Here is a 22,870-nt window from a genome sequence, read left to right as displayed (position 1 = left end):
GGCCTTCCACTTGAAATCGTTAGATAAAACCGGCTTTTGCCGGTCCCTCAAATTCTAAGGTTTGACAACTTTAGACCGAGGTTTGACACTTTTGTTCGCTTTTTGAACCGATTCCATCAAAGCGATTTTCTTCGGTTCCTGCTTAGCACGGCGGGAATAATGCTTCGGCATAGCAACCGAATCTTGGCCCAATTGCAGGCCAATGTCACGATCTTCCCAGCCATCCTCGCGCAATTCTGTAGCGACCGCATGGCGCGTTCCGTGGAACGTTAGATCGGGTCCAATGTGCCCTTCCTCCTCAGCCTTAGCCTTCCACTTCCGCCATGACGCGCGGAAGCCACTGCCAGTCCAAGGCTTACCCTTGGAGTTCACGACCAGCGTTGTTGCTTCGTTCGGCGGTATCGTGTCGAGGATCGCAGCGAGGATGGGTGAAACCGGCTGATCCATCAGCTTGCGGTTCTTTGATGCTCGCCACTTCAACCGGCCTTCTGCGTAAGCCTTCTTGCTCATGCGCAGGATATCGCCCTGTCGAGCGCCATGGAATAAGCCGATGGCGACCGGCCAAAGGATATGCGGCGGCGCATTGGCGAGAACGTATTCACGCTCTTCCGCAGTCCAAGGGCGGTTGGCCTCTTCGTCCTCGTCGCTGTCGATATCGGCTGAGTATTCCGGCTTTGGCTTCTGCGCTCTGCCAACCTTGGCGGCTTCGTTGGAAGCGACGAAACCTTTGTCGACGCCATGTTGAAGGATCTGCTTTAGCGTCGTGAGAAACTGGTTTGCGAACTTGTATTCGTGATCAAGCTTGGCCTTATCTCGCAGAAAGGCAATGTCAGGCGCTGTAATGTCGATCAGGGGCGTATCTAAGCCATCTTCTCCGATCCATTTGAGCACGCGCTCGTAATCGGCTCTGGTGCGCTCTCTAAGGCCACCCCAATGGTCGCTGTGCGTGCGGTAGTCGATGACGAGCAGGCGAAGGGTGCCAGGCTGTGGTTCTTTGGCTTTGTGTAGCTTGTCTAGGCGGTCAACTTCGGCAGCGAGCGCCGCGCCGGTAAGGTGGCCGGGAATAGGCGTGCGGCTGGCGCGGTGGTACATTCGCACCTTGCCGTGCCTATCTTTGAACCGCTGAATGCCTTTGATCTTAACCCGCACGAGATACACGCTCCGCGAAGCCGCGCTTGCGCTCTGCTGGCGTGCTCAATTGATCGAGCCATGCGTCCAGAGCCTTTTGATCATAGAGCATCTTCGAGCCGATCTGAACTGGTGCGACCGGTACAGCCGCCGCGAAGGCAGAGCCTGTCTCAAAGCCGCAGTAGTTCGCGGCCTCTGCCTTGTTCAGCATGCGCTTGGTTGGGATTGGCAGCACCCCCATCTCACTTACCTCCCATAGCTGCTGAGAGGGCGGGAGCGCGGCGGTTCCAGTACGCGAACGCTTGTTCGGCAGTGACGCCTGTTTCAGTCGGCGTTTCGAGACCGCATGAGGTGCACGCAACCCACGCCCCCAACGCTCCACACGGGCCGTGAACCGATACCGACCCGCCGCCGCAGAACGGACAGGGGAGCAGTTCTTCTTTGATGCTGTCACTCACTGGTACAGGTGTGCTTTCGAGGGCGGGCTTGAAGCCGATATCCTTGATGGCGAAATCGCGTTCAGCGCCCTTGGCAACGTCCCAACCTTTGAGAAGCCATTGCGGCTCTGGGTGCCATTCGGTTGAGCCGTACCAAGGGGAAATCGGTACAATCTCGCGCTCGCTATATTCGCCGCGCCAGTTTGTGTAGCCGATCAGGACCGATGGGCCGTTCTTGTCTGTCGCCGGAAACTTATCCAGCACTGACTGCAATGGATGGGAGGCGCTGCGCTTGTCGAGGCAGGTGATTTCAGCGCCTTCTTCCGCCCACTGCTCAGCTTCTCGCTTAGAACGCGTTACGGCAGTGTGACTGCTGATCGAGCCTGCACCGGGCCAGTAGGCTTCATATGCTGCGGCGTCACTGATCTTGTCGGTCATACCTGTTCACTCCTGCGAACGAGAGGGCGGGTTGCTGTTTTCTGCGGCTGAGCCTTTGCAAAGCCTCTGGATTGGAGTTGAGAGCGCTTCGGCCTGTCCCAGCCTTGGGTAACGATGCGGTCACGCTTTGCTTTCTTGGCAGCATCGGTCGCGTCCTTAGCCGCCTTGCATTTGGTGTGTGCCGGCGCAGTGTTCGTGTCGTCGTCAGCGCCGCCTTGAGCAAGCGGGGTAGGGTGCTCGACAAACCACTTTTCACCGGGACGGATTTGCTGGCCGCAGTTGCAGCACTTGCCGTTGTGAGCGAGGAAGATTTTCGCTGCGCGGGCCTTGGTCATGCCCCTGCGCTTGGTGTGAGGGACAAGCTCAAGCATGAGCTATCTCCACCACCTCGACGCCAGCACGGCGAGCTTTCCGCACCATGTCGGCAGTGCCTCGTCCACCGGGGAAGGCGATAACCAAGTCTGGCTGGCCCTCGTTGAGCATCCGAGTATTGCGGGCTGGCCCTGCGAATGAGCCTTGGTTTTCCCAATCGGCTTCGTATGTTTCGACAGTGACGGCGAAGGCATCAGCCCATTGGCGGGCTAGACGATCAGCGCCGTTTGCTCCGCCCTCGATTAGAGCGTCAATGCCTTTAGCCTCGTGCATCTTCGACAGCACAGCGCGAACGCGGGCATGGTCGTCGTAATTCCGGCCACCACAGACGAGAACTCTCATACTGGTTCTGCCTCTTGCGCTTCGAACTGATCACAATCCGAGACTTCCCAGTCGAACTCATGCGACGCTCTACACTCGGCGATATCCATCGCCTCTGCTTCGCTGGATGCCTCGACAATGGTCGTTGCTGTGATTGAACCCGTGCCAGACAGGCGCACTCGCCATTCGAGCTTGTCGCCTTCTTTCTTGCCGAATAGCGGATCGTGTTTCCGCAGTTCGACAGCGGCCATGCCGTAGGGCAGGGCGGCGATGCGCTGCATTTCTTCGGGGCTGATTGGTCCGGTCGCTTTGTGCGTCACGCTGCTTCCTTCTCATCCTGGAACTTGACGCCGTGCTTTGGATTGAAGGCGTACTTGTCGGGTGGAATGGTCAGATCAATGCCCGCCTCGGCATGGCGCTGGTGAACAAGGTCCATGTATTTGGTCATGGCCTTGACGCTCATCAGCCGCGTTACCGGCATGTCGGTGTCTCGGATCAACGCCAGCTTGTCGGCATAGACGAGAGGGCGCACGAGGCGGTCATAGGTTTCGCGGAATTTGTCGGATGCATCGCGCATGATCGGAACGCCGATTTCGAGCTTGCAGCGGGCGCGAACCTCTTCGCGGTCTTCGCCGGTCTGCTCAGCGATTTCGGCGTACCACTTCTGGGACAGGCGGTTCTGCTCTGCGCTGCGGTCCCGTCCATCGGTTATATCGATGGTGAACGGGTGTTTGCGGGCGCGCAGGAAGGCAATCAGCTTTTCGAGGTCAGCCGGGGTTTTGATGATGCGCTGCGTCATGCTGCCATCCCTCCCGTCACAGCGCCGTAAGCATCGCGATAGGCTGCCTGCAGGTTCAGGCGCACTTCACGGTTGAGCGCTCGTACCTCGTCGCTATCTAGTAGGGCGGCAACCTCAAGAAGGGTGTCCCGGCTCTTGGTTTCCTTCGCCTGCCTACAAAGGCTCTGAACCTTCGTTACTAGCTCTACGTGCTGGGTGATGGTGTCGAGGGTCATGCGTAGATCCCAAGGCTGCGTTGGTGCGCCTTGGCGTCTGGGTGACGATTGCACCAGTCCTCATGGCCTGCGATATCGCTCAGCGAGTAGCATTCGGAGCAACACGAGGCATGAACGCCTTCGCGCTTTTGAATGTGCTGCGAAGAAAGCTTGAAGTAGCCGTTCGACTTTGGTCCTTCGTCTGTATCAAAGACTTCTTTGAAGTGATCGGGTCGCACATAAACAACCACGCGGCCACCCGCTGCCACTCTGACAACATGACCTTCAACATGCGCGTTTACACGTTCCTCATCCCAATATCCGGTCACGCAAGCGCGCACAGGCTCGCCAGCAGCGAACATTGGACGCCGCCAATCGCATTTGAACTTGATCGAGGTGAGGCCCAGTCCTGCCAGCGACTTCTTGAGCTTGGCTCGCTCTGCGCATGGGCCATTCCCAAAGACGCAGCCTTTGCATGTGCGGTAGACGGTCATTAGAAAACATCAGGGCCGTTTGTTAGACTGCGCCCTGTCCCTGAGAGGAATGGGGTTACTCGGCCAAGAGGCTCGCTTGCGCAGGCGATGGCGGAGTTGGCGTCGAAACGCGCTTCATCGCCCGCTGCTTGATCTTGGTCGCGATATCGAGATTGAGTTCGTCGCTGGTGAGCGTGGCTTCCACGTCCATCTCTGCCCATGCTTCCTCGACGGCGTCGGCGGTGTGAGCGCCTGCCATTGCCAGTTCGAGGCTTTCGAAGAAGGTGGCCGCGTCGAAGTCCTGCTCGCCGGTTACAGCTTCTGGGATTTCGTCAGCAATTGGCTCGTCGGCTTCGATGATTGTGGGGCTTGGCGGTGTTGGTGGGGATGGAGGCGTTACAACGCGTGGCTCGTCGGTGAATGGCTCGCTGTCGTGCGCTTCGTCTTGGCTAACGATGCCGCCGAGAACGTCCGCGAACAGATCGTTAAGGCAGCGTGCAGTTGCGCGGCGCTCCATCATCATGTCTGGGTGCTGTTGCCAAGGGCCGGTCTTGGTTGCGAGCCCAGCACGCTGCGCTTGCTCCCAAGTGAACTCGCGCCGCATTTCTTCGCCCGTGTCGCTGCGCTTAGCCTCACACCAGCCCTTTGTGAGGTCGCCGCCTGCTCGAATGAACTCGCAGCGGCCGGACTGACGCACCACAGCCTTGAGCCCATCACCCCACAGCGCAGGGCGACCGTTCACCACTGCATAGGAGCGCAGAGCCATAAGCGGGGTAAGGCCAAGCTCTGCCCCGGCCATAATGGCGATGGCGCACGCGGCGATAGCCTCATCTTGAGCCTTGCCTTCCACCAGTGACTTGGGGGCCATTTTGCCAACGGCCGCCATCTTGGCGATGCGCCAGATATCATCGATCGTTTCCGGCAGGATAACGTTAACGGCACTGTTGGTGCGAGAGATTGGGGCGAGATGGTTCATTATGCAGCCCTTTGCTCAGAAGCTATCTTCATGCCGGGAAGCTCGACGCCGGACTTTGCAGCGCGATTGGCGAGGCTTTCGACCACTTCGCGGATTTCCTGCCGATCCTTGAGCGCCATAAGCAGAGCGTCGAAATCGGTGATCTGTGCAGAGACGAACGTGCGAAGCGAAACCTTGGCGCCAGTGCGACCAGCAGCGGCGTTGCGTGACTGCGCGTCGCGCTCTGCCTGTGCGGCTTCGTTGGCGAGGCGCTCAGCTTCCTTCGCCGCGCTGTCGTCATTCGCGGCCGCAGCCTTGGCGGCCGCTTCGTCGGCTTCACGCTGCTTGCGCTCTGCCTCTTCCCGGGCCTTGCGTTGGCGTTCCTGCTCCATGCGCTGCTGTTCGAGCAGAAATGGGTCGATGTGCCGCTTAAGCTTCTTGGTGAGGGTGTCAGGCTCTTCCTTGAGGTCGCGGAACTTGTCGTCAACAGCGCGGCCGCCGTCGAGGAATGGCTGCTTTTCAACCTTGTGCAAGTTCGTTGCCTTGGACTTGATGCCAGACAGGCGCTTGGTCAGAACTGCGATCTGGTCAGCGTGTGCCTGATCTGTGACGGGTTTTGCCAGCAACTCGGCCGCGACTTCCTGTTCGGCCGCAAACTCAATCTTGAGCGCTTCGAACGGGTCGGCCGGCATGTTGCTCGGCACCGTTGCCTTGCGCGGCTCGTCAGACCACTCGCCGCCGCCAGTGACCTTGCGATACTCAGCTTCGGTGATTGGTTTGTCGCAGACCCAAGTCCAGATATCGGCAGCATCAGCACTCTTGCCGTCGACAAGCGCAACGAACGCGCCGTCCTGCTTCCAGATTGCGACCGGCACGAAAGGGCCGTCCTTGAACAACCGGCGGCGATAGAAACCGCACTGCGGATCGCCATCGGAGATTGGCCCGAGGTTGCCAGCCAGGGCGTTGGACCAATAAGCGTAGTCGGGGTGTACCTGAGACATTTTCTTATCCTCGTAGCCAGTGAGCGAGTTGGAAGAGAGCGGGGAACAGAGTGAGCATCAGGACGACTTCGCCTGCGGCTCCGATGATCTGTTCGCGGAATGTGAGGGGGCGGGGCTCTTGGCGGGCGGTCATGCTGGGTATTCCTTCGCGATGGCGTCCGCTGTCCGGTCTGCCTGTTCGGGGTTGATGCGGCGGAGTTCCGCGAGGTTGTGACGCTCTGACCAAAGAGGCTTGGAAGCGCGCTTGATTGCTTCCTGTGCCTCGTCAAAGCGGGCTTGTTCGGATGGGGTGAGGGTCATGCCGCAGCCTCACGCTGATAGGCGCGCCGGTTCTGAATGTTGCGCTTGATGGCGCGGCGGGCACAGTCGATCAGCTGGCCAACCATTTCGTCGATCGCGGCATCATCAAAAAGCGATAGGCCGTGAGTGCGCAGCAGGTCGGATACGGCGTCATTGCCGCTAACCACTGGCTTGCCGAAGCTGAGAATGAAGCTCTCTTTGCGTTCGCGGGTAGCTTTCATCGCCATCACTCTGCAGCCATGAGGGTAGGGGCAGGGCTTGCGGCCATAGCCTCGGCCAGCGCTTCCCATTCCATATCGGTGATAGCGGCGCGGTCGCGATGCCAAGGGGCTTCACCCTTGTAAGCGTGCTCAACAGAGCCGCCAGCAGGCACGGTGAAGGTGTCGAGAGCATCCCAGCCAGCAGCGTCGTCGGTGCAATACTGCACGATGTAGTCAACGCCATCGAACTCAACGCCGTAGACTTCTGCGGAGCCGAAATCTGGAACGATGATTTCAACGCCGGTCGTCAGTCGTTCGATTGGGATCAGGTCGCTGGCCATTTCTCTTCATCCTCCTATTGAGCCGATCTGCGTTTGCGTCTTCGGGCTCGGTTGATGAAATGATGAAAGCATATCTTTCACTTGCTTTCAACCCGAAAGAAAGCAAATCTTTCATTTTAGAGTGCAGGGTGCTATAAGCAGGTGTCAGCGCAGAGGCGCTGAGGTGCGCGGTGCAAAGAAAAACCCCGCGCAATGGCGGGGTTGAGGTTATCAGAGCGATTGAGCTGCTCCGCGCAATACTGACAGTCCAGCCGTCCAGCCCGGAATTAGATGCAAAAGTAGTTAGAGCGACGGCTCATGTCGTGTTCGATTGGGCTCTACTGGGTGCTGAACCACTATCACTTCTCGCCGACCTCCTAAAGACAACACCAGTCCTACTATGAGGAGGATTGCACCCCCTATGATGCCGATAAAAGCAGAGATGCCAGTCATTGTTGTGGCTGCGATGCCTGCACCTATTGCTGTGCCAACTTGATTACCGCTCTCCTGCATCAGGTCGCTTGCAACCCGGCCTGAGAGCATCATCATGGACAGCGGAAGTGCTAGCACGCTAACGCCAGCCAGAAGGAAGCCACGGCCAAAGGCTCGCCGGATTGTAGGGGCAAAGAAGCCGAGCAAAGCCCCAATCCCTACGACGACGAAGAAGACCCAGGAGGTATTTCCGTTGCCGTCACCAAAGGCCGCGAAAGCAGGTATGAGAGCAATACCGCTCACAATTCCCAATATCGCACCAATGGCGGTTCGAAAAACATGTTTGACGTATTTCATGGCCCCTCCCAAGCGCCCCTCAGCGCTGCTCTAGACAACAACGAATTCGGCCCAAGAGTCCATAGGCAAAGAAAAACCCCGCACAATGGCGGGGCCTGATCATCCGACTATTGCTCGAGAGCCCGCCTGTGGGGGTATAGGCGGGCTCTCTGTGTCGAAATCCTTTGGAGGTCAACACCTTGAGCTTAGGCGGTGGGCTCAGAGCCCTATATAATACTTTGGACTAATGCGAGATGCGGCCCTGCTTTAGTGCTTGTTATCGGCAAGCGGAAGGCCATCTATCTCAGCCTCAAGGAGATAAATAGCAGCCAGTCGAGGCGGAATTGTCGTTACGCTCCTGCTGACCATTTTGCCGTTGATGTTCGCGTGGATCATCGCGTTCTCCACGAAGTAGGTGGCCTTATATGTAGTTCCGTTTCTAGACACCTCTACCTCGTGGATCTGGTTTTCCTCGTCCATGGGAGTTCCTCCGTGCTATTGCGGGCATAGCATCGTGACTCCAATCGAATATTGAGACAAGAAAAAAGCCCGTCGGCGCGGGCTGGGGTAGGGCGGTGTGTTGGACAGTTCCTATCGGTTTGTGCGGATCATATGATTTGAAATCTCGACCCACAACCGGCGAGCGGCAGGCTTTTCGCATCTAAAATCCCATTCCAATTCGATTAGCGAAAATGCTTGGGCGATACGGTTTGCTGCCTGCACCTCACCGCAACTTATGCCGAGGAAGCAGAGCGCTTTGAAGCGGTCGTCTTTCAGCGGCTTTCCGTAACTTCGGGCAATCCGGTTCATATCGTTATCGATGGCCACCAAGATTGCGTCGTTTGCAAGCGCAGTTTCACAAACGACCGTGTCGGAAATGCCTTCTGCCAGAACCTCGTTGTACAGGATAGCGATGTGACCTCGTTCTCGAATCGCATTTGCGACGGATACCGGGGCTCCAGCATCCAGCATAAACCGCATTGATTGCTGAGCTCTTCTGGTCACGCTGCCTTATGTGCTATTGCTGCTTCAACGTCTTCGCGGGTTAACGAGGGATACTGCTCGATGATTTGCTCGACCGAATAACCCGCATCCGCGAAGGCCTTGATGCTCCTGACAGGGATTCTCGTACCAGCGATCACCTGCTGATTATGGGCGACATTCCTTGATTGTGCGATCTGACCCACTTCGGAGCCTTCGCGCTTCCTCATCGCATCTACGGCGGCGTGCAGTTCTCCCGCCACAACCTTGAGCGGGATGCTCAATACGCCTTGCTGGGAAACAACTTCCTCAAGCGCTCCGGTATCAGGGTTATGGAAAACGACCTGCTTATTCAGCACATACAGGACTGTACTGGCCCAAATATCATCCCCCAGATGAGCCAGTCGCTCCTTAACGTCTCGAAGGTGCGCCAGGCTGACCTTGCTTTCATTGCGCAACGCATTGAGCACCTTTAGGGAAACTAGATCCCGGAAGGTGTAAAGCCTGCTGTAGGGAAGTCTGCGATTTTCGTTGGCAAGACTGGGCGCAAGGAAGCCCGTCCGGTCCCAATAGCGCAACTGTGTCACACTAATGCCGGTGAGTCTCTCCACTTGATCCTCGGTAAAGGCCGAGATTACCGTCGTTTTCTGGTCTTGCTTTTTCATGTCGTATCACTAAGGGATCGTAACGCGCGCGAGGACATTTCGAAACACAAATATCAGCTAGGCGCGTGATTAGCCTCTTCGTGGTTTACGTCCTCTTTCCACCCAATAGCCGCAAGCACTGCATACGCTGCTCTATCCCCTCCCAAGCGCCCCTCAGCGCTGCTTTAACTTGCTCTTAGGAAATGACGGACTCACCCAGAAACGATAAGCAAAATATGCAAGTATGATACAGGACGAGCCAATAAACATGCCTTCCGTTTGGACTTGATAGACGGAGCCGCTCATAAGTGTGGAACATGAATGAAAGACGCCCAGTAGCCCAAATCCCCCGAGGATGGCTGTAGCCGGTACGCCTACTATCGGCTTCCAGAGTGCAGGCTTTTGAGTGTTGTGTGAATTCATCCTGATCTCGTGAATATTCGTGAGTGTTCAATAAGTCGTCGTTATTCTACTCAGAGAAGCCTACTTATTTTATTTCCTCCACTGGAACCAGCCGATTATGCGCCCGTATACTCGGACATCTTCTCGCAATAGCCGGTCAGTGGGGTAGCGTTCGTTGTTGTCTGAAATGACATCGATATGCGGCGAGCGGGGCACAAGTCGCAGGCGCTTTACCACAAGACCATCACCAGCATCGAGCGCGTAGATGTCGTCTGGCGGCAGCTGGTTCTGCTCTGTGTCAACGAACACCACTGATCCGCCAGCAAGCGTCGGCTCCATACTGTCGCCCCGAACTTCCCAAGCATAGACACCGCGTCCATTACGAAACGCGCTCACCATGTATTCAGGGAACGTCCAGAAGCCGCGTAGCTGATCCGGGTCGGTCGGCATCCCATTATCGACGCCGCTGATGACTTCCAGCAGGCCGCCGCCGCCCAAGGATCCGAACAAGTTCAGGTCTGGAATGCGCACCAGGTTAGTAGGGCGAGGAATTGGCGCTACGTTCTGCGACGGGTCCATGTCGCCGCGACCGGTTGCAAGCCACTCGTAAGATACACCGGTGCGTTCGCTGATCAGCTCGAGGTTTTCTTCCTTGATGCCCTGATCGCGTTCCCAGTTTCCTACCGCACCCCGAGTGACGCCTCCGAGCATGTCTGCAAACGCAGATTGAGTGAGCTGGAGTTTCTGCCGAACGGCGAGGATTCTTGAGCCTTTGGTTTTCATGAAGCGAATAATGGCGAAAGCGCTCCTTTCATGCACTGAAAGTTATGCTTGCATTGAAATGAAAGAAATGCTTTCATTCGTGTATGGAAACACCACTTGAACGAGCAAAAGAGGCGCTTGGCGGTCCTGCGGGTCTCGCGAAGGCGCTTGGTAACATCACGTCGCAAGCGATCTCCCAGTGGAGGCAAGTTCCTCATGATCGGGTGATCGACGTTGAGCGCGTCACTGGCATCTCGCGCCACGAACTGCGCCCAGACCTTTCAAAGATATTTGTCAGCACAGCTCCAGAGCAGGAGAGCGCATAGCCATGGCCGTAGAAGACAGCGTTGCAGACGAAATCATCCAAAGCGCGTTCCGCCGCTGGTCCAACTTGGAAGACAAGAAGGACGAAGTTTCGGCGGACATGAAGGAACTCATGGCTGAGCTGAAAGGTCAGGGGCTGGACCCCAAAATCGCCCGCGCTGCATTCCGCGCCGAACGCTTGGCGGCAGACGCTGGCAAGGCGGCAGAAGTCGAGGAAACAGAAGCACTTGTCGACCTTTACCGCGCGGCCCTCGCGCGTAACGCGCGTAAGGAGGCTGCGTGATGGGTGAAGTTCATGCGATGCAATGGCGCTCATGTCCGCGTTTCCCAAACTTTGAAGTGTCCGAGTGGGGTGACGTTCGTCGCGCCGTGGATGTTCACGGGGGCTCTGCGGGCGAGCGATTGAAGGGCTTCGTGGATGCCGATGGTTATCGTCGCTACGTTCTGACCAATACCGAAGGACAGAAGCACCACGTCACCGATTATCGGCTCGTGGCTGAAGCTTTCATTGGTCCTGCGCCAAGTGAGCGTCACGAAGTAGCGCACAACAACGGCTCGCGAGTATGCGCGCACTACAGCGAATTGCGCTGGGCCACGCGCAAAGAAAATCATGGGGACATGAAGGTCCACGGAACCGCCCCGGGCGTTGGTCAGGACAATCCAAGAGCCAAACTGACCGACGCTGACGTAATCGCACTTCGCCGAGAGTATCGGGCCATCAAAAACCGTCTGGTGGCTAAGAAGATATCGGATCTGGCCAAAGAGTACGGACTGCATCACGCGACGGTGTGCAGCATCGTGAGCGGCAAGTCGTGGTCCCATATCCCGTTGGAGGCCGCGTAACATGCGCAGCCGCTCCACCAACATTCCCGCACCATCGGACAGTACGCTGCGCTTTGCGTTCGCTGCCCTAGCTGGCTTTGCCGTTCTGTTGGTCGCTGCCGTCATTCTCAACGCTACGGGCGGGGGCATCTAATGGCCCTCGCTCTCAAATACGATCGCAAGCAAAGGCACCAAGCGATAGATGCGCAGGTGGGTGCCTTTCCTCGTCGTCGTGACATTCAATCTGTCCATTCGGCTCGCGTTTCCTCCCCGCGCAGCCGTGGGGCCGGTGCGTTCTCCTCCTCCCTCGCACTGGCCCAACCCTTTTCGCTGAGCGCGCTTTCCGCTGCTCGCATCCGACTTTCCCAAGCCTTCGGCATCAGCCTCCAGCTTGGGAAACATGAGTATCAGCTTGCTTCTCAATTCATCGCTGATCTCAACCATAAGAGTGTTTTCCTTCGTGTCGGTTCGGGGGCAATCCGACCATGACACCGAGGCTCTCCAACCAAATGGAAAAGTTCTACAAGTTCCCGGACCCGCCGGAGTTGGCGGTCCAATTGCGTACTTATTCGGTCCAGCGTTGGCCGACGATGAACCACGAGTGGCGCAAGAATAAGCTCGCCTCCATCCTCCGCATGAAAGCCCGTCGCTTGGCGTCCTATTGGTACGCCGAGGAAAGCTTATCGCCGCGAGTGGATGAACTAGAAGCGATCCTCGCCCTGCTCAAATTGCCTGAAGAAGTCATTGAGAGGGAAAACCTGAATGAACTCCAAGCCCTCAAGGAGCGAGTTGCTCGCCTCGAAGCACTCCTTGCCCAAGCAGGAGCGCTTGATCTTGGCGAACAGGTGGATGGCGGAAGCTAAAGCGCTTCTCGCCGACGCCGAGGAAATGAACCCGACCAGCCTTCCAAACAACCGACCTAAGCCCGAGGAGGGAAGTGAATGAAACTGTTTCGCCGCCTCATGCGCGCCTTCCGTGCAAAGCCGCAGCTCGTGTTCAGCCGCTCAAAGAAAGCCGCCAAGGCTCTCACTGACAGCGACACCAACCTTAAGCTCGCCAACGAGCTCGCCAGCAAGGGCGAATACGTGCCGGCGTATTTCAGATCGGCGGTGAAACATGGCTAGGGCGCTATCAACGATTGAACCATATGGCGCTGCTGCGCGCCGCGAGCGCCTTCGTCGCTCATTGAGCACAGTGGCTCCGCTCTTTCACATGGGCTTGGATACCGTGTCTATCGCGGAACGCCTGCACATGACCGAGGCAGAAGTTTACTCAACCCTGGCTCAGCGCTCGCGCCCCCAGACGCCGCAGCGCGCTCCATACGCGGGGGCAGAGCGATGAACGCTATAGCAATGGAACACTTGGCCCGCCGCAAGCGCCTTGGCATGGAGCCTGCAAAGCCAGTAGTTCGGGCGCTGATTGTCTCCGACCGCGAGCTAGAGCAGGTCGTCGGGAAGATGGTCGCTGGCATCACACTCAAGAGCGTCGATGCAAAGATTGTGGAGCTACTGGAAGGCCGCAGCGACGCGCGTCTTAGCGGCGTAGTCGAGCGTGCCATTCGGGCGGGTTATCGGCGCGAACTAACTCGGCTGCACGAGCTGCGCCGTGAGAATGATCGTCTGGAAAGGGCTAACGAGGCGCCTAGCCAGAAGACTGCCAGCGTAGACGGGATAATCGAAGCTGTTGCATTGGCGCACGGTTTCACCGTGGCCGAGATGCTAAGTGCGCAGCAGAGCCAGCCAGTGGTTCGCGCGCGCCAAGAAGCCATGTACCGCCTGAGCACTGAAACGAGTTTGTCTAGAGCTGGGATCGGGCGGCGATTGGGCGGGAAAGACCACACAACGGTCATTCACGGCATCAAGCAGCACAAGAAGCGCATGGAGGCACAGCAGCCATGAGCCGCCCTTGGTATCGTCGCTTCCCCGACAACTTCATTGCAGGAACCGTTGGGCTCACTCTGGAAGAGAAGGGCGCTTACAGCCTCGTACTCGACCTGATGTATGTGCGCGGCGGTCCAGTTCCTGATGAGCCTCGCTACATTGCTGGCGTGTGCAATTGCTCCGTTCGCAAGTGGAACGCGATCCGCGAAAGGCTGATCAGCCTCGGCAAAATTCATGTCGTAAACGGCTATCTCACCAACGAACGAGCAGAAAAAGAGATCGAAAACGGCGCGAAAGATGCTCAAGAACGCGCTGAAAGTGGAAGAAAAGGCGGCGCAAAAACTGCCGAAAATCGCACCAACATCAGCAGAAACAACGCTGTAAGGCCAGCTAAGCTCCAGCACGCGGGCGCGGTTCTAAATCAAAATCAAAATTCAGTTCTTAAGGGCGATTTTTCTTCTTCTCAAAAGGGCGAAGGAAACGATGGCGTTCGGCTAGATCGATGGGCCGATGAAGACCTGTTCAAAGCCTGTGAGGCGGCGATGGGCGAGAAGGTTCCTGCGTTCCTGCAGTTCAAGGTTTTCCCTGCCGAGGTTGTCGAGCAGGCCAGGGGCTCGATGGGAGTTGCAGCATGAGCCTCACATACGGAAGCGTTTGTTCTGGCATTGAAGCCGCAACCATGGCCTGGCACCCGCTCGGTTGGAAGCCGGCGTTCTTCTCAGAAATCGAGAAGTTCCCTTCTAACGTTCTCGATCATCATTACCCAACCGTCCCGAACCTTGGGGACATGACCAAGTTTCAGGAGTGGCCAGATCATGCAATTGACCTTCTTGTCGGAGGAACTCCCTGCCAGTCGTTCTCGATCGCAGGCCTCAGAGCCGGATTGGCTGACCCTCGCGGCAACCTCATGCTCACCTATCTTGCCATTGCTGCACGATATCAGCCCCGCTGGCTGGTCTGGGAGAATGTCCCTGGTGTTCTGTCCAGCAATGGAGGACGGGACTTTGGCACCTTCCTCCGGGGGTTGGCAGAACTCGGGTATGGGTTCGCCTACCGAGTGCTGGACGCTCAGTTCTGTCGAGCATATGGATATGAGTGGGCGGTCCCACAACGCCGACGCCGTGTGTTCGTTGTCGGATATCTTGGAGACTGGCGCCGTGCCGCAGCGGTACTATTTGACGGCCAAAGCCTGCGCGGGGATCCTGCGCCGTGCCGGCAAACGGGGCAAAGAGTTGCCCCCACAATTAGCGCGCGCACTAAAGGCGGTGGCGGACTTGGAACCGACTTCGACCTCGATGCAGGCTTGATCGCGAACTCTGGCGACGTGGGCTATTGCCTTACTGCCCGCGGACAACAGAGCCTCGACGCGGAGACGGAGACGTTGCTTGCGCAGCCTATCGTTATGATGGAGCGCGGGCGCGCTGATGGCCCTTCGCTCGAAACACGGCAGGACGGCACAGCGAACGCGATCCTGACGCCGAGCGGCGGGCGGGGGGGCTTGGGCGTCGGGGCAATAGCCTTCGACACCACGCAGATCACCAGCAAGGCTAACCGCAGCGTGCCGAAAATGGGTGATCCTTGTCATCCGCTTGCTGCGGGCGCTCACGCGCCGGCTATCGCGTGGTCAATCATGCCACAGAACAGCGGCAAGGATTACAAGGCGCGGCCCGTGGAAGTTGCGCAGCCTATCATGGCTGGCGGGCCGGTGGGGGGCAATCAGGGCGGCGACTATATCCAGCAGGCATGGGCGGTTCGTCGCTTGACACCAACCGAGTGTGAACGCCTCCAGGGTTTCCCCGACAACTTCACTGCCATTCCTTATCGCGGAAAAGTTGCTGCCGATGGCCCTCGATACAAAGCCCTCGGCAACAGTATGGCCGTGAACGTCATGCGTGTGATCGGGGCTCGAATTGCGATGGTTGACGCCATTGCAGAGCGGGAAGCCGCAGCATGACCCCAGAGCAAGAACTCGAATGGCACCGAGACTGGCGGAAGCGTCTCTTAGCCAAGATGCGCGAATGGTGGAGGCCAGCCAACTACGCCGCCGCCTGCAAAGCTTGGACCGAAGTCCAGATAATTCTCAAAGAGCAGCCAGAGCCGACCGAAGGGGAAACGAGATGAGCCAACAGACTTCTAAACGGATTATCGCCGCTCGCTTGATCCAAGACCCTTCTATGAGCGATGCGGAGTTCTACCATCAGCGCCAGATCAAATCCGGGCCGAACGTGGGCAAGGTCATGGTGCAGATGAACCTTGTCGAATACATCGGCGGGCTGGCACGGCTAGAGGGCGTTTCAGAACTCCAGATCATGGCGGCCGCAAAATATCGCAATGCTTATGATCGGGCACAGATCGGCGGGGCTAGGGCAGTGGACTATGCCGCGGTCAAAGTCGACACCAGCGGGCCGCGTGAAGATGTGCTGACGGCTTCGGTTGCCGATGCGTTAGAAACCTACCGCCGTGCCGCTCAGTTCCTAGGCATGATCCGTTCGAACCTAATCGAACGCGTTGTCTGTCATGATCAGAGCCTCACCCACCGAGGGATGAGCGCAAGAACAAGAGCGCGAGCAAAACAAGATCTTTTCGAAATTCTGGACGACTTGGCCACGCATTTTAAACTGAAATCAAAATTTCAGCCGCCAAAATGATATAAGCGAGTGAGGGTCGATGGCCCTCCAATGAGTTCAATAGTCTTCAGCAGTGTCTTTCCCAGTACTGCCTCGCCTCACGAACAGCGAAGAAAGTCAGCTTCCGCGAACGTTCTGAACCTTAGTTCGCAGACCTATGCTGGGCACGAAAACCACAACTGAGCGGGGTTCTATCAGTGCAGGCTCGAGCGTTGAGGGGTTACGCCCCATGCGGGCCTTGCGTGATCGCACCTCAAATGTCCCAAATGATGAAAGTTTGACACGCTGATCTCTAACTATAGCTTCTGCAATAAGTTCAATCGTGCGATTTACCAGGCTCTTAACCTCATCCCCATTCAAGTGGCAAGCGGCGTAGGCGACTGTCGTCAGATTTGTCCGAGTGATGGTTTTGGAGGGCATTTGCGGGCACTTTTGCTAGCGGGTGGGTGAACGTCAATCACTCGACACGTGCGGCCTAATTTAGGCAAAATCACCTTGCGAGACTAAACGTTTGTAAGATGGCTGCGGGCTTCCATTCAGTTCGATGGCGAAAGGCTAGGCGCAAAGTAACTTTCGATCGCATCACTGATCGCGTCAAGCGTTGCCTCTGGTACTTCGGAGTTTATCGTCAGCCCATCGCTCGCAAGTGACAGTACTGTAAGTGCCTCATTTGGCTCGTCCGCATACAGATCAGTATTAATCTCAAAGTCTGGGAACTCATTCGTAAGATAGGTGTCAAGTTCACCCAATTTACCTCCTCGACCATAGTGCGCTTTCTCCCAGCTGCGGGGCAACACAACGCCGATCATTGGTTTTTTGGTCATATCCGACAACTCATCGATATTTTTCGAATGTGTAAACTCTTGAGACGGGGAAGCGATCCAGATGCGCAGCAGACGCGCATGACATAAAGCGAGAGAATACTATTGACGGCGGAGCACGGCCGAGTATGATTCAGGTACTAGCGGTAATCGCGCCAAGTGATTTGACTTGCTGGAAGTCTAAATTTTTTGGCGGCTTTGGGGGACACACCAAAGTTGTACACCGCTAACTTAAGGGCAGCTGCTTAGGCGACTGCCTTCTTTTTTGTCTACCCCACAACATAGAGGCAAACATGCACATCCGCACCTTCATTGGCGCGGCGCTTGTTGCTGTCTGCGCACTGGCCTTCGCGCCCGTTGCAATGGCAGATCCTGCGCCAGACATCTGCGTTCTCGAACTGCCCTCTCACTCCATCGACATCGCCGTTCCTGATTTCCAAGCTCCGGCTTTCGTTATCTGCGAGCACAAGGCGCTGCCAACCAAGCTCGCTTTCCTCACTCCGGGCGGCGATGATGAAGACGCCGCTCATCCGAGTTTCGTGAAGCTTCCGGCTGCTTTCGACTTTGCTAGTGCGCGCCTGCATTACGACCCGGGCCGAACGTGGGCTTAGCCATTTCTGATTGAATTCGGACGGCCTGCTTAATCGCGGGTCGCCCTGCTTTTCAAGGCTGTGTAGGCGCTGCGCACATCCTTGAAAAGTAGGCTGACTATTCACTCCACTCGTGAAAGCCAATGCGCGTTCTTTTTTCCGTGCTGGGTATCACCGTCAACAAGAGCCCTACCTGCGTGTAATGCTGCACCAGCCTAACTGGGTTGCCGTTAGCATCTTGACCGGCAACAATCAGCCAGTCCGGATCCTTGTAGGTAATGACTCTGACAACGAATGGCTCAATATTCGATCCAATAATTGTTGCCCCGACCAAGTCGGTTTCGTTTTTTAGCCCATCCGAAAACTGTTTGATCGAGTTGTGAAGAATTTTTGCCGCGCGACTGGCCGCAACTGCTTCGGGCCTCACGAGCATTTTTGACGGGTCACTAATGGTGATCATGTTTCCTCCCAGTAATACTGCAGTCACAACGATAGCAGAATGGGCTGGGATGGCAAAAGACACACGTTAATCTGGCGTGGGCCAGCCGACCCCTCATCCGCAGCGTGCGCAGTCTCGCGTCATACCGGTGGGATGCCGGTAATCAGACTCTTGAAGTAAGTGCTTTTCGGCACAATTGAACCTATTCCTGGCCCTCTCGCAGAACCCGGTTGATTTCTGCCATCTGTGCATTTAGCGCTTTCATATCGTCTGCCGAAAGCGACCCTTTTCGCGCCAAATTTAGGGCGTGCAGATGGTGTGTAAAATAGGCTGTTATCGGTAGAATTGATTGTCCGCCGTTACCCTTCGCCAAATCTACATGAAGCGTGTGCTCGGCCAGGGCAAGCGTTACTGCGGTCTCGCGTGTATGACGCGCGTCGTCCCTGTGGGCCTGAACGATCATCGTCGCGACGGAACTAGCAGCACCGACAAGCGCGCCCATTAATGCTGACAATAGCGGAACCCAGAACTCCATTTATACCCCGCTTAGCTCTAGACAAGAGAGCATCTCTGAAGCACTGGCCAAGTGCAAGCAATTGTCAGCAATTACGGCTACCACTCATCACGTGGCAGGGACGTCAAGTAAATGAACAGGCCGCGCCCGCCCGCAGAGATATTCGACAACCAAGCTGAGCCTGTTTTCATTCCTGCCCATAATTTAGTTGAATGGGCGCGAGAAACCTTCATCAATGATGGTGCTGCGCTTCAAAACGAAGACCATCGGCATTTGCAGTGGGCAAACATAGGCGCTCTCTGGACCAATGTTCCAAACGGTCGCCAAGGTCGCCGTGTTCTAGGTCAGTGCGAACGTGGCCTCCCGCCCATGAACAAATGGGGCAGGGCTCGGGTAGAACGGCAGTTCCTTGATTGGTTCGGCCAGGTGCCAGACTTCTTGCTGACGTTCGATGCTGAATACGCCAATGACTGTGACGATGCAGAATTCATGGCGCTGGTAGAGCACGAGCTTTACCATGCAGCGCAAGAGCGAGATGCTTTCGGCGCGCCTCGGTTCAACAAGCAGACCGGCAGGCCAGTATTCGGCATTCGCGGTCATGACGTAGAAGAATTCGTCGGTGTGGTTCGTCGCTATGGCGCAGCAGCTTCCGGCGTGCAGGAAATGGTAGATGCCGCTAACGCAGGCCCAACGATTGCAAAGGTGCATATCGCTCAGGCCTGTGGAACATGTCAGTTACGGGTGGCTTAGCTAAGCTGCAAAGAGCGCGAAGTAGGCAGCCGCGAGGGCGCTGAGTGCAGCGCTCCCATTTAGAGCTGCAGCGATTGCGTTTCGGTAGCTTACCGCTTGCTGATAGCGAGATAATGCGCCGAAAGATGGCACCCTAATCCCATTCACAATTACCTCGCCTTCGCCGTCAACTGAGGCGGAGACACGTACACCAACCCCATCGCCAGTAGCGGGACCTGATCCTAGATCAAGTTTTGCGCGCATTGCCCAAACAGAAGTGAAGGCTGACAAGAGCCACAAGGTGGCCGCCAGGAACCCGAAGACCAGGCTCAGTTGTTGTTGTGACATTTTGTAATCCCCCTGACTGGAGCCTGACATTTACATGGCAAAAGGCAAGCTGTCAGATGACGTAAAAACGTTCATCGTTCAGAGTTTGGCTTGCTTCGATACACCGTCCGTTGTCGTGGCTGCGGTCAAGCAGGAATTCGGTGAAGTCATCACCCGCCAATCTGTTGAAGGGTACGACCCCAACAAGCGGGCAGGGGCGAACCTTTCCGAGAAGTGGAAGTCGCTGTTTGAAGAGACGCGAAAGACGTTTCTTGAGGACACCAGCAAGATCGCCATCAGCCATCGCGCGGTTCGCCTCCGGGCATTGCAGCGCATGGCAGAGAAGGCAGAGACACAAGGTAACATGGCCCTCGCTGCCAATCTGATGGAGCAAGCGGCCAAGGAGGTTGGCGATAGCTACACGAACCGGCGCGAACTGACCGGGAAGGATGGAAAGGACTTACCGGCAGCAGTGTCTCCGGTGACGATCTTCCAGCTACCAGACAATGGCAGGAGTTGAGCCGGGGCCTGTTGCCCCTAAGGTGGTCGGGCCGCAGCCCGGACCGCAAATGACGTTCCTATCCTCAGCGGCTGATATTGCCATTTATGGCGGTTCGGCTGGTGGGGGGAAGACATGGGCGCTTCTGATGGAGCCCTTGCGTCACGTTGCGGTTCAGGGCTTCGGCGCTGTCTTCTTCCGCCGCTCCACGGTTCAGGTCCGAAACGAGGGCGGCTTGTGGGACGAGAGCGAAAAGCTTTACCCGCTGATTGGCGCCAGCCCAAAAGAACACGTGCTGGAGTGGAAGTTTCCATCGGGCTCGTCTGTTTCGTTCGCTCACCTTGAGCACGACAAGACGGTTTTGAACTGGCAGGGGTCGCAGATCCCGCTCATCTGCTTTGACGAGCTGACACACTTCAGCGCCAAGCAGTTCTGGTACATGGTTTCGCGTAATCGCTCGATGTGTGGCGTAAGGCCATATATCCGGGCAACGTGCAACCCAGACGCTGACAGCTGGGTCGCTGAGTTCATTAGCTGGTGGATCGATCAAGACACCGGCTTGGCTATCCCAGAGCGCGGCGGTGTGCTGCGCTGGTTCATTCGCATAGGCGACAAGATCATTTGGGCAGATCGTCCCGAGGAGTTAGCGCACTACACCGCGCCGGACGAGAACGGCGAAGATAAACCGATCCCGCCGAAGTCGGTAACGTTTATCCCGGCCAAGCTCTCGGATAACCGGGCGCTTATGGCTGCTGATCCAGGCTACATGGCAAACCTCATGTCGCTTCCCACCGTGGAGCGTGAGCGTCTGCTGGGTGGTAACTGGAAAATTAGGCCAGCGGCTGGGCTGCTGTTCCAGCGTGGCTGGTGTCAGATCGTAGACGCAGTGCCAGCGGGCGTTCGCTGGATGCGCGGTTGGGACTTGGCAGCAACCCCAAAAACAGACGGAAACGACCCAGACGGAACGGCCGGCACAAAAGTCGGCAAGCTTCCTGATGGTCGCTACATCATCGGTCATCACGTTAAAGACTTCCTGTCGCCAGCGGGCGTCGAGAAGCTGATCAAGAACACCGCTGAGCAGGATGGTAGCGACGTCGAGATTTCGCTGCCTCAAGACCCTGGCCAAGCAGGTAAGGCGCAGGTCGCCAACCTTATCAAACTGCTGAGCGGGTACACGGCTCGGGCAACGCCAGAAAGTGGCGACAAGGTTACGCGGTTCAGCCCGTTCTCTGCTCAGGCGGAAGCTGGCAATGTCTTGGTCCTTCGCGGGCCATGGAATGAAGATTGGTTCACCTCGCTTGAGGGCTTTCCTGAAGCGGATCACGACGACGATGCGGACAGTACGAGCCGCGCCTTCAATGCTCTGCTGAGCGGCCCCATCGAGGCTATGGTATTCCTGACTAAGAGGCACCGCACATGAACCCGCTTGCCTTGATCGTCAACGCAGCCCGCCGTCTCGACAATATGTTTCCGGGCTACTTCGAAAAGCAGCAGAAGCATAACCACTACGCTGACTTCGGCTATCCGGCAAACCTCACGTTCACTCAGCTTCATCAGATGTATAGCCGCAACGGCATTGCACGAGCTGGTATCGAAAAGACCATCCTCAAGACATGGCAGGACACGCCGTTTCTTCTGGAGGCTGAACGAGACGGCAGCGAAGGCAAGCTGAAGAAGGAAACGCCGCTCGAAAAGGAAATCCGGCTTCGTTTCGATCAATTGCGTCTGTGGCAGCATTTGGCAGAGGCTGACCGGCGTTCGCTCGTTGGCAAGTACTCGGGCCTGATCTTGCGGCTGGGGGATAACAAGCGGTTCAATGAGGCCGTCGATACGGTAGGTGGCGGCCTGCTTGGTCTGGTTGAAGTCATCCCAGCATGGGAAGGCCAGTTGACCGTTGGCGAATGGGAAACGGACGAGACTTCGGAGAACTACGGTCAGCCGAAGATGTACCAATTCAACGAAGCGCAGGTTGGCGATACCACCAACAAGACGCGCCAGTTCGATCTTCATCCTGACCGCGTTCTGATCTGGTCGAAAGATGGCACCGTTCACGGCCAATCGTTGCTTGAACCGGGTTACAACAGCCTGCTCGATATGGAGAAAATCAGCGGGGCAGGTGGCGAGGGCTTCTGGAAGAACGCCAAGTCAGCGCCTGTTCTGCAGGTCGATAAGGAAGCCAAGCCCGATCAGATGGCAAAGGCCATGGGCATTGATCCATCCGAGCTGGTCGACAAGATCGGTGAGCAGGTCGAGGATTGGAACAAGGGCTTTGACAAGCTGCTGATGCTTCAAGGCATCGAGGCTAAAACCCTCGGCGTCAACCTGCCAAGCCCTGAGCACTTCTTTGCAATCGCGCTGCAATCATTTGCGGCCTCTATCCCGATCCCGCTCAAGATCCTTGTTGGATCTCAGACCGGTGAGCGCGCCAGCACTGAAGACGCTAAGGAATGGGCGCAAACGAACATGTCGCGCCGCGCGGGGCAGGTGATCCCGAACACCATGGCACTGGTAAAGCGCCTGGCACAATTCAGTATCCTGCCCGAGAAAGACTGGTTCCTCGATTGGACCGATCTGACCGAAAGTTCAATGGCTGAAAAGATCGATCGCGTCGTCAAAATGGCAGACACGAACCAGAAGATGAAAGACAGCAAAGAGGCTGTGTTCTCTCACGAAGAGATGCGCGCTGTCGTTGACTATGAGCCGCTGTCTGACGCGGACAAGTTTCGCGACGACATCACCGGTGACGACGCAGACGACGCGCTCAACCTCCCTACAGTCGCACAACCCGAATAATTCGGAGACA

The 22,870-nt window shown here is 56.8% G+C and carries 40 protein-coding genes; 16 read left to right on the top strand and 24 right to left on the bottom strand.

Annotated elements, in window-relative coordinates; all coding sequences use genetic code 11:
• Positions 1 to 54: 54 nt before the first annotated feature.
• The 20 genes from HKD40_RS06775 to HKD40_RS06685 form a co-directional block, all read right to left on the bottom strand.
• The gene (locus HKD40_RS06775) at positions 55 to 1,092 is read right to left on the bottom strand and encodes a tyrosine-type recombinase/integrase (protein WP_169194979.1); all 1,038 of its coding nucleotides are present in this window, start codon (positions 1,090 to 1,092) and stop codon (positions 55 to 57) included.
• Between the two features lie 46 nt (positions 1,093 to 1,138).
• On the bottom strand, positions 1,139 to 1,369 hold the full coding sequence (locus tag HKD40_RS06770; RefSeq protein ID WP_169194978.1) for a hypothetical protein: 231 nt from the start codon (positions 1,367 to 1,369) through the stop codon (positions 1,139 to 1,141).
• Between the two features lies 1 nt (position 1,370).
• Positions 1,371 to 2,003: a Lar family restriction alleviation protein gene (locus HKD40_RS06765; protein ID WP_169194977.1), complete on the bottom strand. Its 633-nt coding sequence runs from the start codon at positions 2,001 to 2,003 to the stop codon at positions 1,371 to 1,373.
• Positions 2,000 to 2,374, bottom strand: a complete 375-nt coding sequence (locus HKD40_RS06760; protein WP_169194976.1) for an HNH endonuclease — start codon at positions 2,372 to 2,374, stop codon at positions 2,000 to 2,002. The genes HKD40_RS06765 and HKD40_RS06760 overlap by 4 nt, the downstream gene beginning before the upstream one ends.
• A complete protein-coding gene (locus tag HKD40_RS06755) occupies positions 2,367 to 2,717 on the bottom strand; it encodes a DUF2493 domain-containing protein (RefSeq protein WP_169194975.1) in 351 nt (116 codons plus the stop codon). Before HKD40_RS06755 ends, HKD40_RS06760 begins: the two co-directional genes overlap by 8 nt.
• On the bottom strand, positions 2,714 to 3,016 hold the full coding sequence (locus HKD40_RS06750) for a hypothetical protein (RefSeq protein WP_169194974.1): 303 nt from the start codon (positions 3,014 to 3,016) through the stop codon (positions 2,714 to 2,716). The genes HKD40_RS06755 and HKD40_RS06750 overlap by 4 nt, the downstream gene beginning before the upstream one ends.
• Positions 3,013 to 3,495: a hypothetical protein gene (locus HKD40_RS06745; RefSeq protein ID WP_210257041.1), complete on the bottom strand. Its 483-nt coding sequence runs from the start codon at positions 3,493 to 3,495 to the stop codon at positions 3,013 to 3,015. Before HKD40_RS06745 ends, HKD40_RS06750 begins: the two co-directional genes overlap by 4 nt.
• Positions 3,492 to 3,710 (bottom strand): hypothetical protein, encoded by a 219-nt coding sequence (locus HKD40_RS06740; RefSeq protein ID WP_169194973.1) that lies wholly within the window; start codon positions 3,708 to 3,710, stop codon positions 3,492 to 3,494. The genes HKD40_RS06745 and HKD40_RS06740 overlap by 4 nt, the downstream gene beginning before the upstream one ends.
• Positions 3,707 to 4,183 (bottom strand): hypothetical protein, encoded by a 477-nt coding sequence (locus HKD40_RS06735; RefSeq protein WP_169194972.1) that lies wholly within the window; start codon positions 4,181 to 4,183, stop codon positions 3,707 to 3,709. Before HKD40_RS06735 ends, HKD40_RS06740 begins: the two co-directional genes overlap by 4 nt.
• Before the next feature lie 55 nt (positions 4,184 to 4,238).
• Positions 4,239 to 5,138 (bottom strand): recombinase RecT, encoded by a 900-nt coding sequence (locus HKD40_RS06730; protein ID WP_169194971.1) that lies wholly within the window; start codon positions 5,136 to 5,138, stop codon positions 4,239 to 4,241.
• Positions 5,138 to 6,118 (bottom strand): hypothetical protein, encoded by a 981-nt coding sequence (locus HKD40_RS06725; RefSeq protein WP_169194970.1) that lies wholly within the window; start codon positions 6,116 to 6,118, stop codon positions 5,138 to 5,140. The genes HKD40_RS06730 and HKD40_RS06725 overlap by 1 nt, the downstream gene beginning before the upstream one ends.
• A 4-nt stretch (positions 6,119 to 6,122) precedes the next feature.
• Entirely contained in the window at positions 6,123 to 6,251 is a 129-nt protein-coding gene (locus tag HKD40_RS18030) for a hypothetical protein (protein WP_282567882.1), read from the bottom strand.
• Positions 6,248 to 6,418, bottom strand: a complete 171-nt coding sequence (locus HKD40_RS06720) for a hypothetical protein (protein ID WP_169194969.1) — start codon at positions 6,416 to 6,418, stop codon at positions 6,248 to 6,250. The genes HKD40_RS18030 and HKD40_RS06720 overlap by 4 nt, the downstream gene beginning before the upstream one ends.
• Positions 6,415 to 6,639, bottom strand: coding sequence for a hypothetical protein (locus HKD40_RS06715; RefSeq protein WP_169194968.1), 225 nt, complete (start codon positions 6,637 to 6,639; stop codon positions 6,415 to 6,417). Before HKD40_RS06715 ends, HKD40_RS06720 begins: the two co-directional genes overlap by 4 nt.
• Positions 6,640 to 6,644: 5 nt before the next feature.
• On the bottom strand, positions 6,645 to 6,959 hold the full coding sequence (locus HKD40_RS06710; protein WP_169194967.1) for a hypothetical protein: 315 nt from the start codon (positions 6,957 to 6,959) through the stop codon (positions 6,645 to 6,647).
• Between the two features lie 282 nt (positions 6,960 to 7,241).
• Positions 7,242 to 7,727 carry a hypothetical protein gene (locus HKD40_RS06705; protein ID WP_169194966.1) on the bottom strand — a complete coding sequence of 162 codons (486 nt, stop codon included), beginning with the start codon at positions 7,725 to 7,727 and terminating at the stop codon, positions 7,242 to 7,244.
• A 246-nt stretch (positions 7,728 to 7,973) separates the two neighbouring features.
• Entirely contained in the window at positions 7,974 to 8,186 is a 213-nt protein-coding gene (locus tag HKD40_RS06700) for a hypothetical protein (RefSeq protein WP_169194965.1), read from the bottom strand.
• A 111-nt stretch (positions 8,187 to 8,297) separates the two neighbouring features.
• Positions 8,298 to 8,687 (bottom strand): DUF5615 family PIN-like protein, encoded by a 390-nt coding sequence (locus HKD40_RS06695; protein ID WP_169194964.1) that lies wholly within the window; start codon positions 8,685 to 8,687, stop codon positions 8,298 to 8,300.
• A 20-nt stretch (positions 8,688 to 8,707) separates the two neighbouring features.
• Positions 8,708 to 9,352 carry a DUF433 domain-containing protein gene (locus HKD40_RS06690; RefSeq protein WP_169194963.1) on the bottom strand — a complete coding sequence of 215 codons (645 nt, stop codon included), beginning with the start codon at positions 9,350 to 9,352 and terminating at the stop codon, positions 8,708 to 8,710.
• Between the two features lie 471 nt (positions 9,353 to 9,823).
• On the bottom strand, positions 9,824 to 10,552 hold the full coding sequence (locus HKD40_RS06685) for an XRE family transcriptional regulator (protein ID WP_169194962.1): 729 nt from the start codon (positions 10,550 to 10,552) through the stop codon (positions 9,824 to 9,826).
• 47 nt (positions 10,553 to 10,599) lie between these two features.
• Between HKD40_RS06685 and HKD40_RS06680 the strand changes: the two genes are divergently transcribed.
• Genes HKD40_RS06680 through HKD40_RS18025 form a run of 4 tightly spaced genes read left to right on the top strand, consistent with a single transcriptional unit; the run spans position 10,600 to position 11,795 of the window.
• Positions 10,600 to 10,821 (top strand): Cro/CI family transcriptional regulator, encoded by a 222-nt coding sequence (locus HKD40_RS06680; RefSeq protein ID WP_169194961.1) that lies wholly within the window; start codon positions 10,600 to 10,602, stop codon positions 10,819 to 10,821.
• Positions 10,822 to 10,823: 2 nt separating this feature from the next.
• Complete coding sequence (locus HKD40_RS06675; RefSeq protein ID WP_169194960.1) at positions 10,824 to 11,102, top strand: GapR family DNA-binding domain-containing protein; 279 nt, start codon at positions 10,824 to 10,826, stop codon at positions 11,100 to 11,102.
• Entirely contained in the window at positions 11,102 to 11,662 is a 561-nt protein-coding gene (locus tag HKD40_RS06670) for an HNH endonuclease (protein WP_169194959.1), read from the top strand. Before HKD40_RS06675 ends, HKD40_RS06670 begins: the two co-directional genes overlap by 1 nt.
• A gap of 1 nt (position 11,663) precedes the next feature.
• Positions 11,664 to 11,795, top strand: a complete 132-nt coding sequence (locus HKD40_RS18025; protein ID WP_282567881.1) for a hypothetical protein — start codon at positions 11,664 to 11,666, stop codon at positions 11,793 to 11,795.
• On the opposite strand, the gene HKD40_RS06665 is transcribed toward HKD40_RS18025, so the two are convergent.
• Positions 11,792 to 12,085: a hypothetical protein gene (locus tag HKD40_RS06665; RefSeq protein ID WP_169194958.1), complete on the bottom strand. Its 294-nt coding sequence runs from the start codon at positions 12,083 to 12,085 to the stop codon at positions 11,792 to 11,794. The genes HKD40_RS18025 and HKD40_RS06665 overlap by 4 nt on opposite strands.
• A gap of 41 nt (positions 12,086 to 12,126) precedes the next feature.
• On the opposite strand from HKD40_RS06665, the gene HKD40_RS06660 reads away from it, so the two are divergent.
• The 7 genes from HKD40_RS06660 (at position 12,127) to HKD40_RS06630 (ending at position 16,169) form a co-directional block, all read left to right on the top strand.
• Positions 12,127 to 12,504 carry a hypothetical protein gene (locus HKD40_RS06660; protein WP_169194957.1) on the top strand — a complete coding sequence of 126 codons (378 nt, stop codon included), beginning with the start codon at positions 12,127 to 12,129 and terminating at the stop codon, positions 12,502 to 12,504.
• A gap of 78 nt (positions 12,505 to 12,582) precedes the next feature.
• Positions 12,583 to 12,765 carry a hypothetical protein gene (locus HKD40_RS06655; RefSeq protein WP_169194956.1) on the top strand — a complete coding sequence of 61 codons (183 nt, stop codon included), beginning with the start codon at positions 12,583 to 12,585 and terminating at the stop codon, positions 12,763 to 12,765.
• Positions 12,758 to 12,982 (top strand): hypothetical protein, encoded by a 225-nt coding sequence (locus HKD40_RS06650; RefSeq protein ID WP_169194955.1) that lies wholly within the window; start codon positions 12,758 to 12,760, stop codon positions 12,980 to 12,982. Before HKD40_RS06655 ends, HKD40_RS06650 begins: the two co-directional genes overlap by 8 nt.
• The gene (locus HKD40_RS06645) at positions 12,979 to 13,539 is read left to right on the top strand and encodes a helix-turn-helix domain-containing protein (RefSeq protein WP_169194954.1); all 561 of its coding nucleotides are present in this window, start codon (positions 12,979 to 12,981) and stop codon (positions 13,537 to 13,539) included. The genes HKD40_RS06650 and HKD40_RS06645 overlap by 4 nt, the downstream gene beginning before the upstream one ends.
• Positions 13,536 to 14,156 (top strand): YdaU family protein, encoded by a 621-nt coding sequence (locus HKD40_RS06640; RefSeq protein WP_169194953.1) that lies wholly within the window; start codon positions 13,536 to 13,538, stop codon positions 14,154 to 14,156. Before HKD40_RS06645 ends, HKD40_RS06640 begins: the two co-directional genes overlap by 4 nt.
• Positions 14,153 to 15,475: a DNA cytosine methyltransferase gene (locus tag HKD40_RS17835; protein WP_169194952.1), complete on the top strand. Its 1,323-nt coding sequence runs from the start codon at positions 14,153 to 14,155 to the stop codon at positions 15,473 to 15,475. Before HKD40_RS06640 ends, HKD40_RS17835 begins: the two co-directional genes overlap by 4 nt.
• A 163-nt stretch (positions 15,476 to 15,638) precedes the next feature.
• Positions 15,639 to 16,169: a hypothetical protein gene (locus HKD40_RS06630; RefSeq protein ID WP_169194951.1), complete on the top strand. Its 531-nt coding sequence runs from the start codon at positions 15,639 to 15,641 to the stop codon at positions 16,167 to 16,169.
• Between the two features lie 515 nt (positions 16,170 to 16,684).
• Here the strand turns inward: HKD40_RS06630 and HKD40_RS06620 are convergent.
• Entirely contained in the window at positions 16,685 to 16,972 is a 288-nt protein-coding gene (locus HKD40_RS06620; RefSeq protein ID WP_169194949.1) for a hypothetical protein, read from the bottom strand.
• A gap of 290 nt (positions 16,973 to 17,262) precedes the next feature.
• On the opposite strand from HKD40_RS06620, the gene HKD40_RS06615 reads away from it, so the two are divergent.
• On the top strand, positions 17,263 to 17,580 hold the full coding sequence (locus HKD40_RS06615) for a hypothetical protein (RefSeq protein ID WP_169194948.1): 318 nt from the start codon (positions 17,263 to 17,265) through the stop codon (positions 17,578 to 17,580).
• 97 nt (positions 17,581 to 17,677) lie between these two features.
• Here the strand turns inward: HKD40_RS06615 and HKD40_RS06610 are convergent, their stop codons facing one another.
• Together HKD40_RS06610 and HKD40_RS06605 are read right to left on the bottom strand one after the other, a co-directional pair.
• The gene (locus tag HKD40_RS06610; protein ID WP_169194947.1) at positions 17,678 to 18,019 is read right to left on the bottom strand and encodes a hypothetical protein; all 342 of its coding nucleotides are present in this window, start codon (positions 18,017 to 18,019) and stop codon (positions 17,678 to 17,680) included.
• A gap of 181 nt (positions 18,020 to 18,200) precedes the next feature.
• A complete protein-coding gene (locus tag HKD40_RS06605; protein WP_169194946.1) occupies positions 18,201 to 18,533 on the bottom strand; it encodes a hypothetical protein in 333 nt (110 codons plus the stop codon).
• 111 nt (positions 18,534 to 18,644) lie between these two features.
• On the opposite strand from HKD40_RS06605, the gene HKD40_RS06600 reads away from it, so the two are divergent.
• The 4 genes from HKD40_RS06600 to HKD40_RS06585 all read left to right on the top strand — a co-directional run bounded on the left by HKD40_RS06600 (position 18,645) and on the right by HKD40_RS06585 (position 22,860).
• Positions 18,645 to 19,262: a putative metallopeptidase gene (locus HKD40_RS06600; protein ID WP_169194945.1), complete on the top strand. Its 618-nt coding sequence runs from the start codon at positions 18,645 to 18,647 to the stop codon at positions 19,260 to 19,262.
• Positions 19,263 to 19,623: 361 nt separating this feature from the next.
• Positions 19,624 to 20,088 carry a DUF2280 domain-containing protein gene (locus HKD40_RS06595; RefSeq protein WP_169194944.1) on the top strand — a complete coding sequence of 155 codons (465 nt, stop codon included), beginning with the start codon at positions 19,624 to 19,626 and terminating at the stop codon, positions 20,086 to 20,088.
• A complete protein-coding gene (gene terL / locus HKD40_RS06590; protein ID WP_169194943.1) occupies positions 20,075 to 21,487 on the top strand; it encodes a phage terminase large subunit in 1,413 nt (470 codons plus the stop codon). Before HKD40_RS06595 ends, terL begins: the two co-directional genes overlap by 14 nt.
• Positions 21,484 to 22,860, top strand: a complete 1,377-nt coding sequence (locus tag HKD40_RS06585; RefSeq protein ID WP_169194942.1) for a phage portal protein — start codon at positions 21,484 to 21,486, stop codon at positions 22,858 to 22,860. Before terL ends, HKD40_RS06585 begins: the two co-directional genes overlap by 4 nt.
• Positions 22,861 to 22,870: the final 10 nt, after the last annotated feature.

Origin of the sequence: Devosia sp. MC1541, assembly GCF_012847305.1 — a bacterium.
Lineage (GTDB): Bacteria > Pseudomonadota > Alphaproteobacteria > Rhizobiales > Devosiaceae > Devosia.
Note: the sequence above shows the minus strand (reverse complement) of the source record. Positions and strands in the feature narration are given on the sequence as shown.

Excerpts from the sequence above, each read along its gene's own strand:
- HKD40_RS06740 (WP_169194973.1), bottom strand. The coding sequence starts at position 3,710 with ATGACCCTCGACACCATCACCCAGCACGTAGAGCTAGTAACGAAGGTT.
- HKD40_RS06640 (WP_169194953.1), top strand. The coding sequence starts at position 13,536 with ATGAGCCGCCCTTGGTATCGTCGCTTCCCCGACAACTTCATTGCAGGA.
- HKD40_RS06650 (WP_169194955.1), top strand. The coding sequence starts at position 12,758 with ATGGCTAGGGCGCTATCAACGATTGAACCATATGGCGCTGCTGCGCGC.
- HKD40_RS06670 (WP_169194959.1), top strand. The coding sequence starts at position 11,102 with ATGGGTGAAGTTCATGCGATGCAATGGCGCTCATGTCCGCGTTTCCCA.
- HKD40_RS06620 (WP_169194949.1), bottom strand. The coding sequence starts at position 16,972 with ATGACCAAAAAACCAATGATCGGCGTTGTGTTGCCCCGCAGCTGGGAG.
- HKD40_RS06630 (WP_169194951.1), top strand. The coding sequence starts at position 15,639 with ATGAGCCAACAGACTTCTAAACGGATTATCGCCGCTCGCTTGATCCAA.
- HKD40_RS18025 (WP_282567881.1), top strand. The coding sequence starts at position 11,664 with ATGCGCAGCCGCTCCACCAACATTCCCGCACCATCGGACAGTACGCTG.
- HKD40_RS06760 (WP_169194976.1), bottom strand. The coding sequence starts at position 2,374 with ATGCTTGAGCTTGTCCCTCACACCAAGCGCAGGGGCATGACCAAGGCC.
- HKD40_RS06765 (WP_169194977.1), bottom strand. The coding sequence starts at position 2,003 with ATGACCGACAAGATCAGTGACGCCGCAGCATATGAAGCCTACTGGCCC.
- HKD40_RS06730 (WP_169194971.1), bottom strand. The coding sequence starts at position 5,138 with ATGAACCATCTCGCCCCAATCTCTCGCACCAACAGTGCCGTTAACGTT.
- HKD40_RS06665 (WP_169194958.1), bottom strand. The coding sequence starts at position 12,085 with ATGGTTGAGATCAGCGATGAATTGAGAAGCAAGCTGATACTCATGTTT.
- HKD40_RS06595 (WP_169194944.1), top strand. The coding sequence starts at position 19,624 with ATGGCAAAAGGCAAGCTGTCAGATGACGTAAAAACGTTCATCGTTCAG.
- HKD40_RS06680 (WP_169194961.1), top strand. The coding sequence starts at position 10,600 with ATGGAAACACCACTTGAACGAGCAAAAGAGGCGCTTGGCGGTCCTGCG.
- terL (WP_169194943.1), top strand. The coding sequence starts at position 20,075 with ATGGCAGGAGTTGAGCCGGGGCCTGTTGCCCCTAAGGTGGTCGGGCCG.
- HKD40_RS06690 (WP_169194963.1), bottom strand. The coding sequence starts at position 9,352 with ATGAAAAAGCAAGACCAGAAAACGACGGTAATCTCGGCCTTTACCGAG.
- HKD40_RS06705 (WP_169194966.1), bottom strand. The coding sequence starts at position 7,727 with ATGAAATACGTCAAACATGTTTTTCGAACCGCCATTGGTGCGATATTG.
- HKD40_RS06695 (WP_169194964.1), bottom strand. The coding sequence starts at position 8,687 with ATGCGGTTTATGCTGGATGCTGGAGCCCCGGTATCCGTCGCAAATGCG.
- HKD40_RS06735 (WP_169194972.1), bottom strand. The coding sequence starts at position 4,183 with ATGACCGTCTACCGCACATGCAAAGGCTGCGTCTTTGGGAATGGCCCA.
- HKD40_RS18030 (WP_282567882.1), bottom strand. The coding sequence starts at position 6,251 with ATGACCGCCCGCCAAGAGCCCCGCCCCCTCACATTCCGCGAACAGATC.
- HKD40_RS06675 (WP_169194960.1), top strand. The coding sequence starts at position 10,824 with ATGGCCGTAGAAGACAGCGTTGCAGACGAAATCATCCAAAGCGCGTTC.
- HKD40_RS06655 (WP_169194956.1), top strand. The coding sequence starts at position 12,583 with ATGAAACTGTTTCGCCGCCTCATGCGCGCCTTCCGTGCAAAGCCGCAG.
- HKD40_RS06660 (WP_169194957.1), top strand. The coding sequence starts at position 12,127 with ATGACACCGAGGCTCTCCAACCAAATGGAAAAGTTCTACAAGTTCCCG.
- HKD40_RS06775 (WP_169194979.1), bottom strand. The coding sequence starts at position 1,092 with ATGTACCACCGCGCCAGCCGCACGCCTATTCCCGGCCACCTTACCGGC.
- HKD40_RS06770 (WP_169194978.1), bottom strand. The coding sequence starts at position 1,369 with ATGGGGGTGCTGCCAATCCCAACCAAGCGCATGCTGAACAAGGCAGAG.
- HKD40_RS06600 (WP_169194945.1), top strand. The coding sequence starts at position 18,645 with ATGAACAGGCCGCGCCCGCCCGCAGAGATATTCGACAACCAAGCTGAG.
- HKD40_RS06755 (WP_169194975.1), bottom strand. The coding sequence starts at position 2,717 with ATGAGAGTTCTCGTCTGTGGTGGCCGGAATTACGACGACCATGCCCGC.
- HKD40_RS06645 (WP_169194954.1), top strand. The coding sequence starts at position 12,979 with ATGAACGCTATAGCAATGGAACACTTGGCCCGCCGCAAGCGCCTTGGC.
- HKD40_RS06615 (WP_169194948.1), top strand. The coding sequence starts at position 17,263 with ATGCACATCCGCACCTTCATTGGCGCGGCGCTTGTTGCTGTCTGCGCA.
- HKD40_RS06715 (WP_169194968.1), bottom strand. The coding sequence starts at position 6,639 with ATGAAAGCTACCCGCGAACGCAAAGAGAGCTTCATTCTCAGCTTCGGC.
- HKD40_RS17835 (WP_169194952.1), top strand. The coding sequence starts at position 14,153 with ATGAGCCTCACATACGGAAGCGTTTGTTCTGGCATTGAAGCCGCAACC.
- HKD40_RS06745 (WP_210257041.1), bottom strand. The coding sequence starts at position 3,495 with ATGACGCAGCGCATCATCAAAACCCCGGCTGACCTCGAAAAGCTGATT.
- HKD40_RS06710 (WP_169194967.1), bottom strand. The coding sequence starts at position 6,959 with ATGGCCAGCGACCTGATCCCAATCGAACGACTGACGACCGGCGTTGAA.
- HKD40_RS06725 (WP_169194970.1), bottom strand. The coding sequence starts at position 6,118 with ATGTCTCAGGTACACCCCGACTACGCTTATTGGTCCAACGCCCTGGCT.
- HKD40_RS06720 (WP_169194969.1), bottom strand. The coding sequence starts at position 6,418 with ATGACCCTCACCCCATCCGAACAAGCCCGCTTTGACGAGGCACAGGAA.
- HKD40_RS06700 (WP_169194965.1), bottom strand. The coding sequence starts at position 8,186 with ATGGACGAGGAAAACCAGATCCACGAGGTAGAGGTGTCTAGAAACGGA.
- HKD40_RS06585 (WP_169194942.1), top strand. The coding sequence starts at position 21,484 with ATGAACCCGCTTGCCTTGATCGTCAACGCAGCCCGCCGTCTCGACAAT.
- HKD40_RS06610 (WP_169194947.1), bottom strand. The coding sequence starts at position 18,019 with ATGATCACCATTAGTGACCCGTCAAAAATGCTCGTGAGGCCCGAAGCA.
- HKD40_RS06605 (WP_169194946.1), bottom strand. The coding sequence starts at position 18,533 with ATGGAGTTCTGGGTTCCGCTATTGTCAGCATTAATGGGCGCGCTTGTC.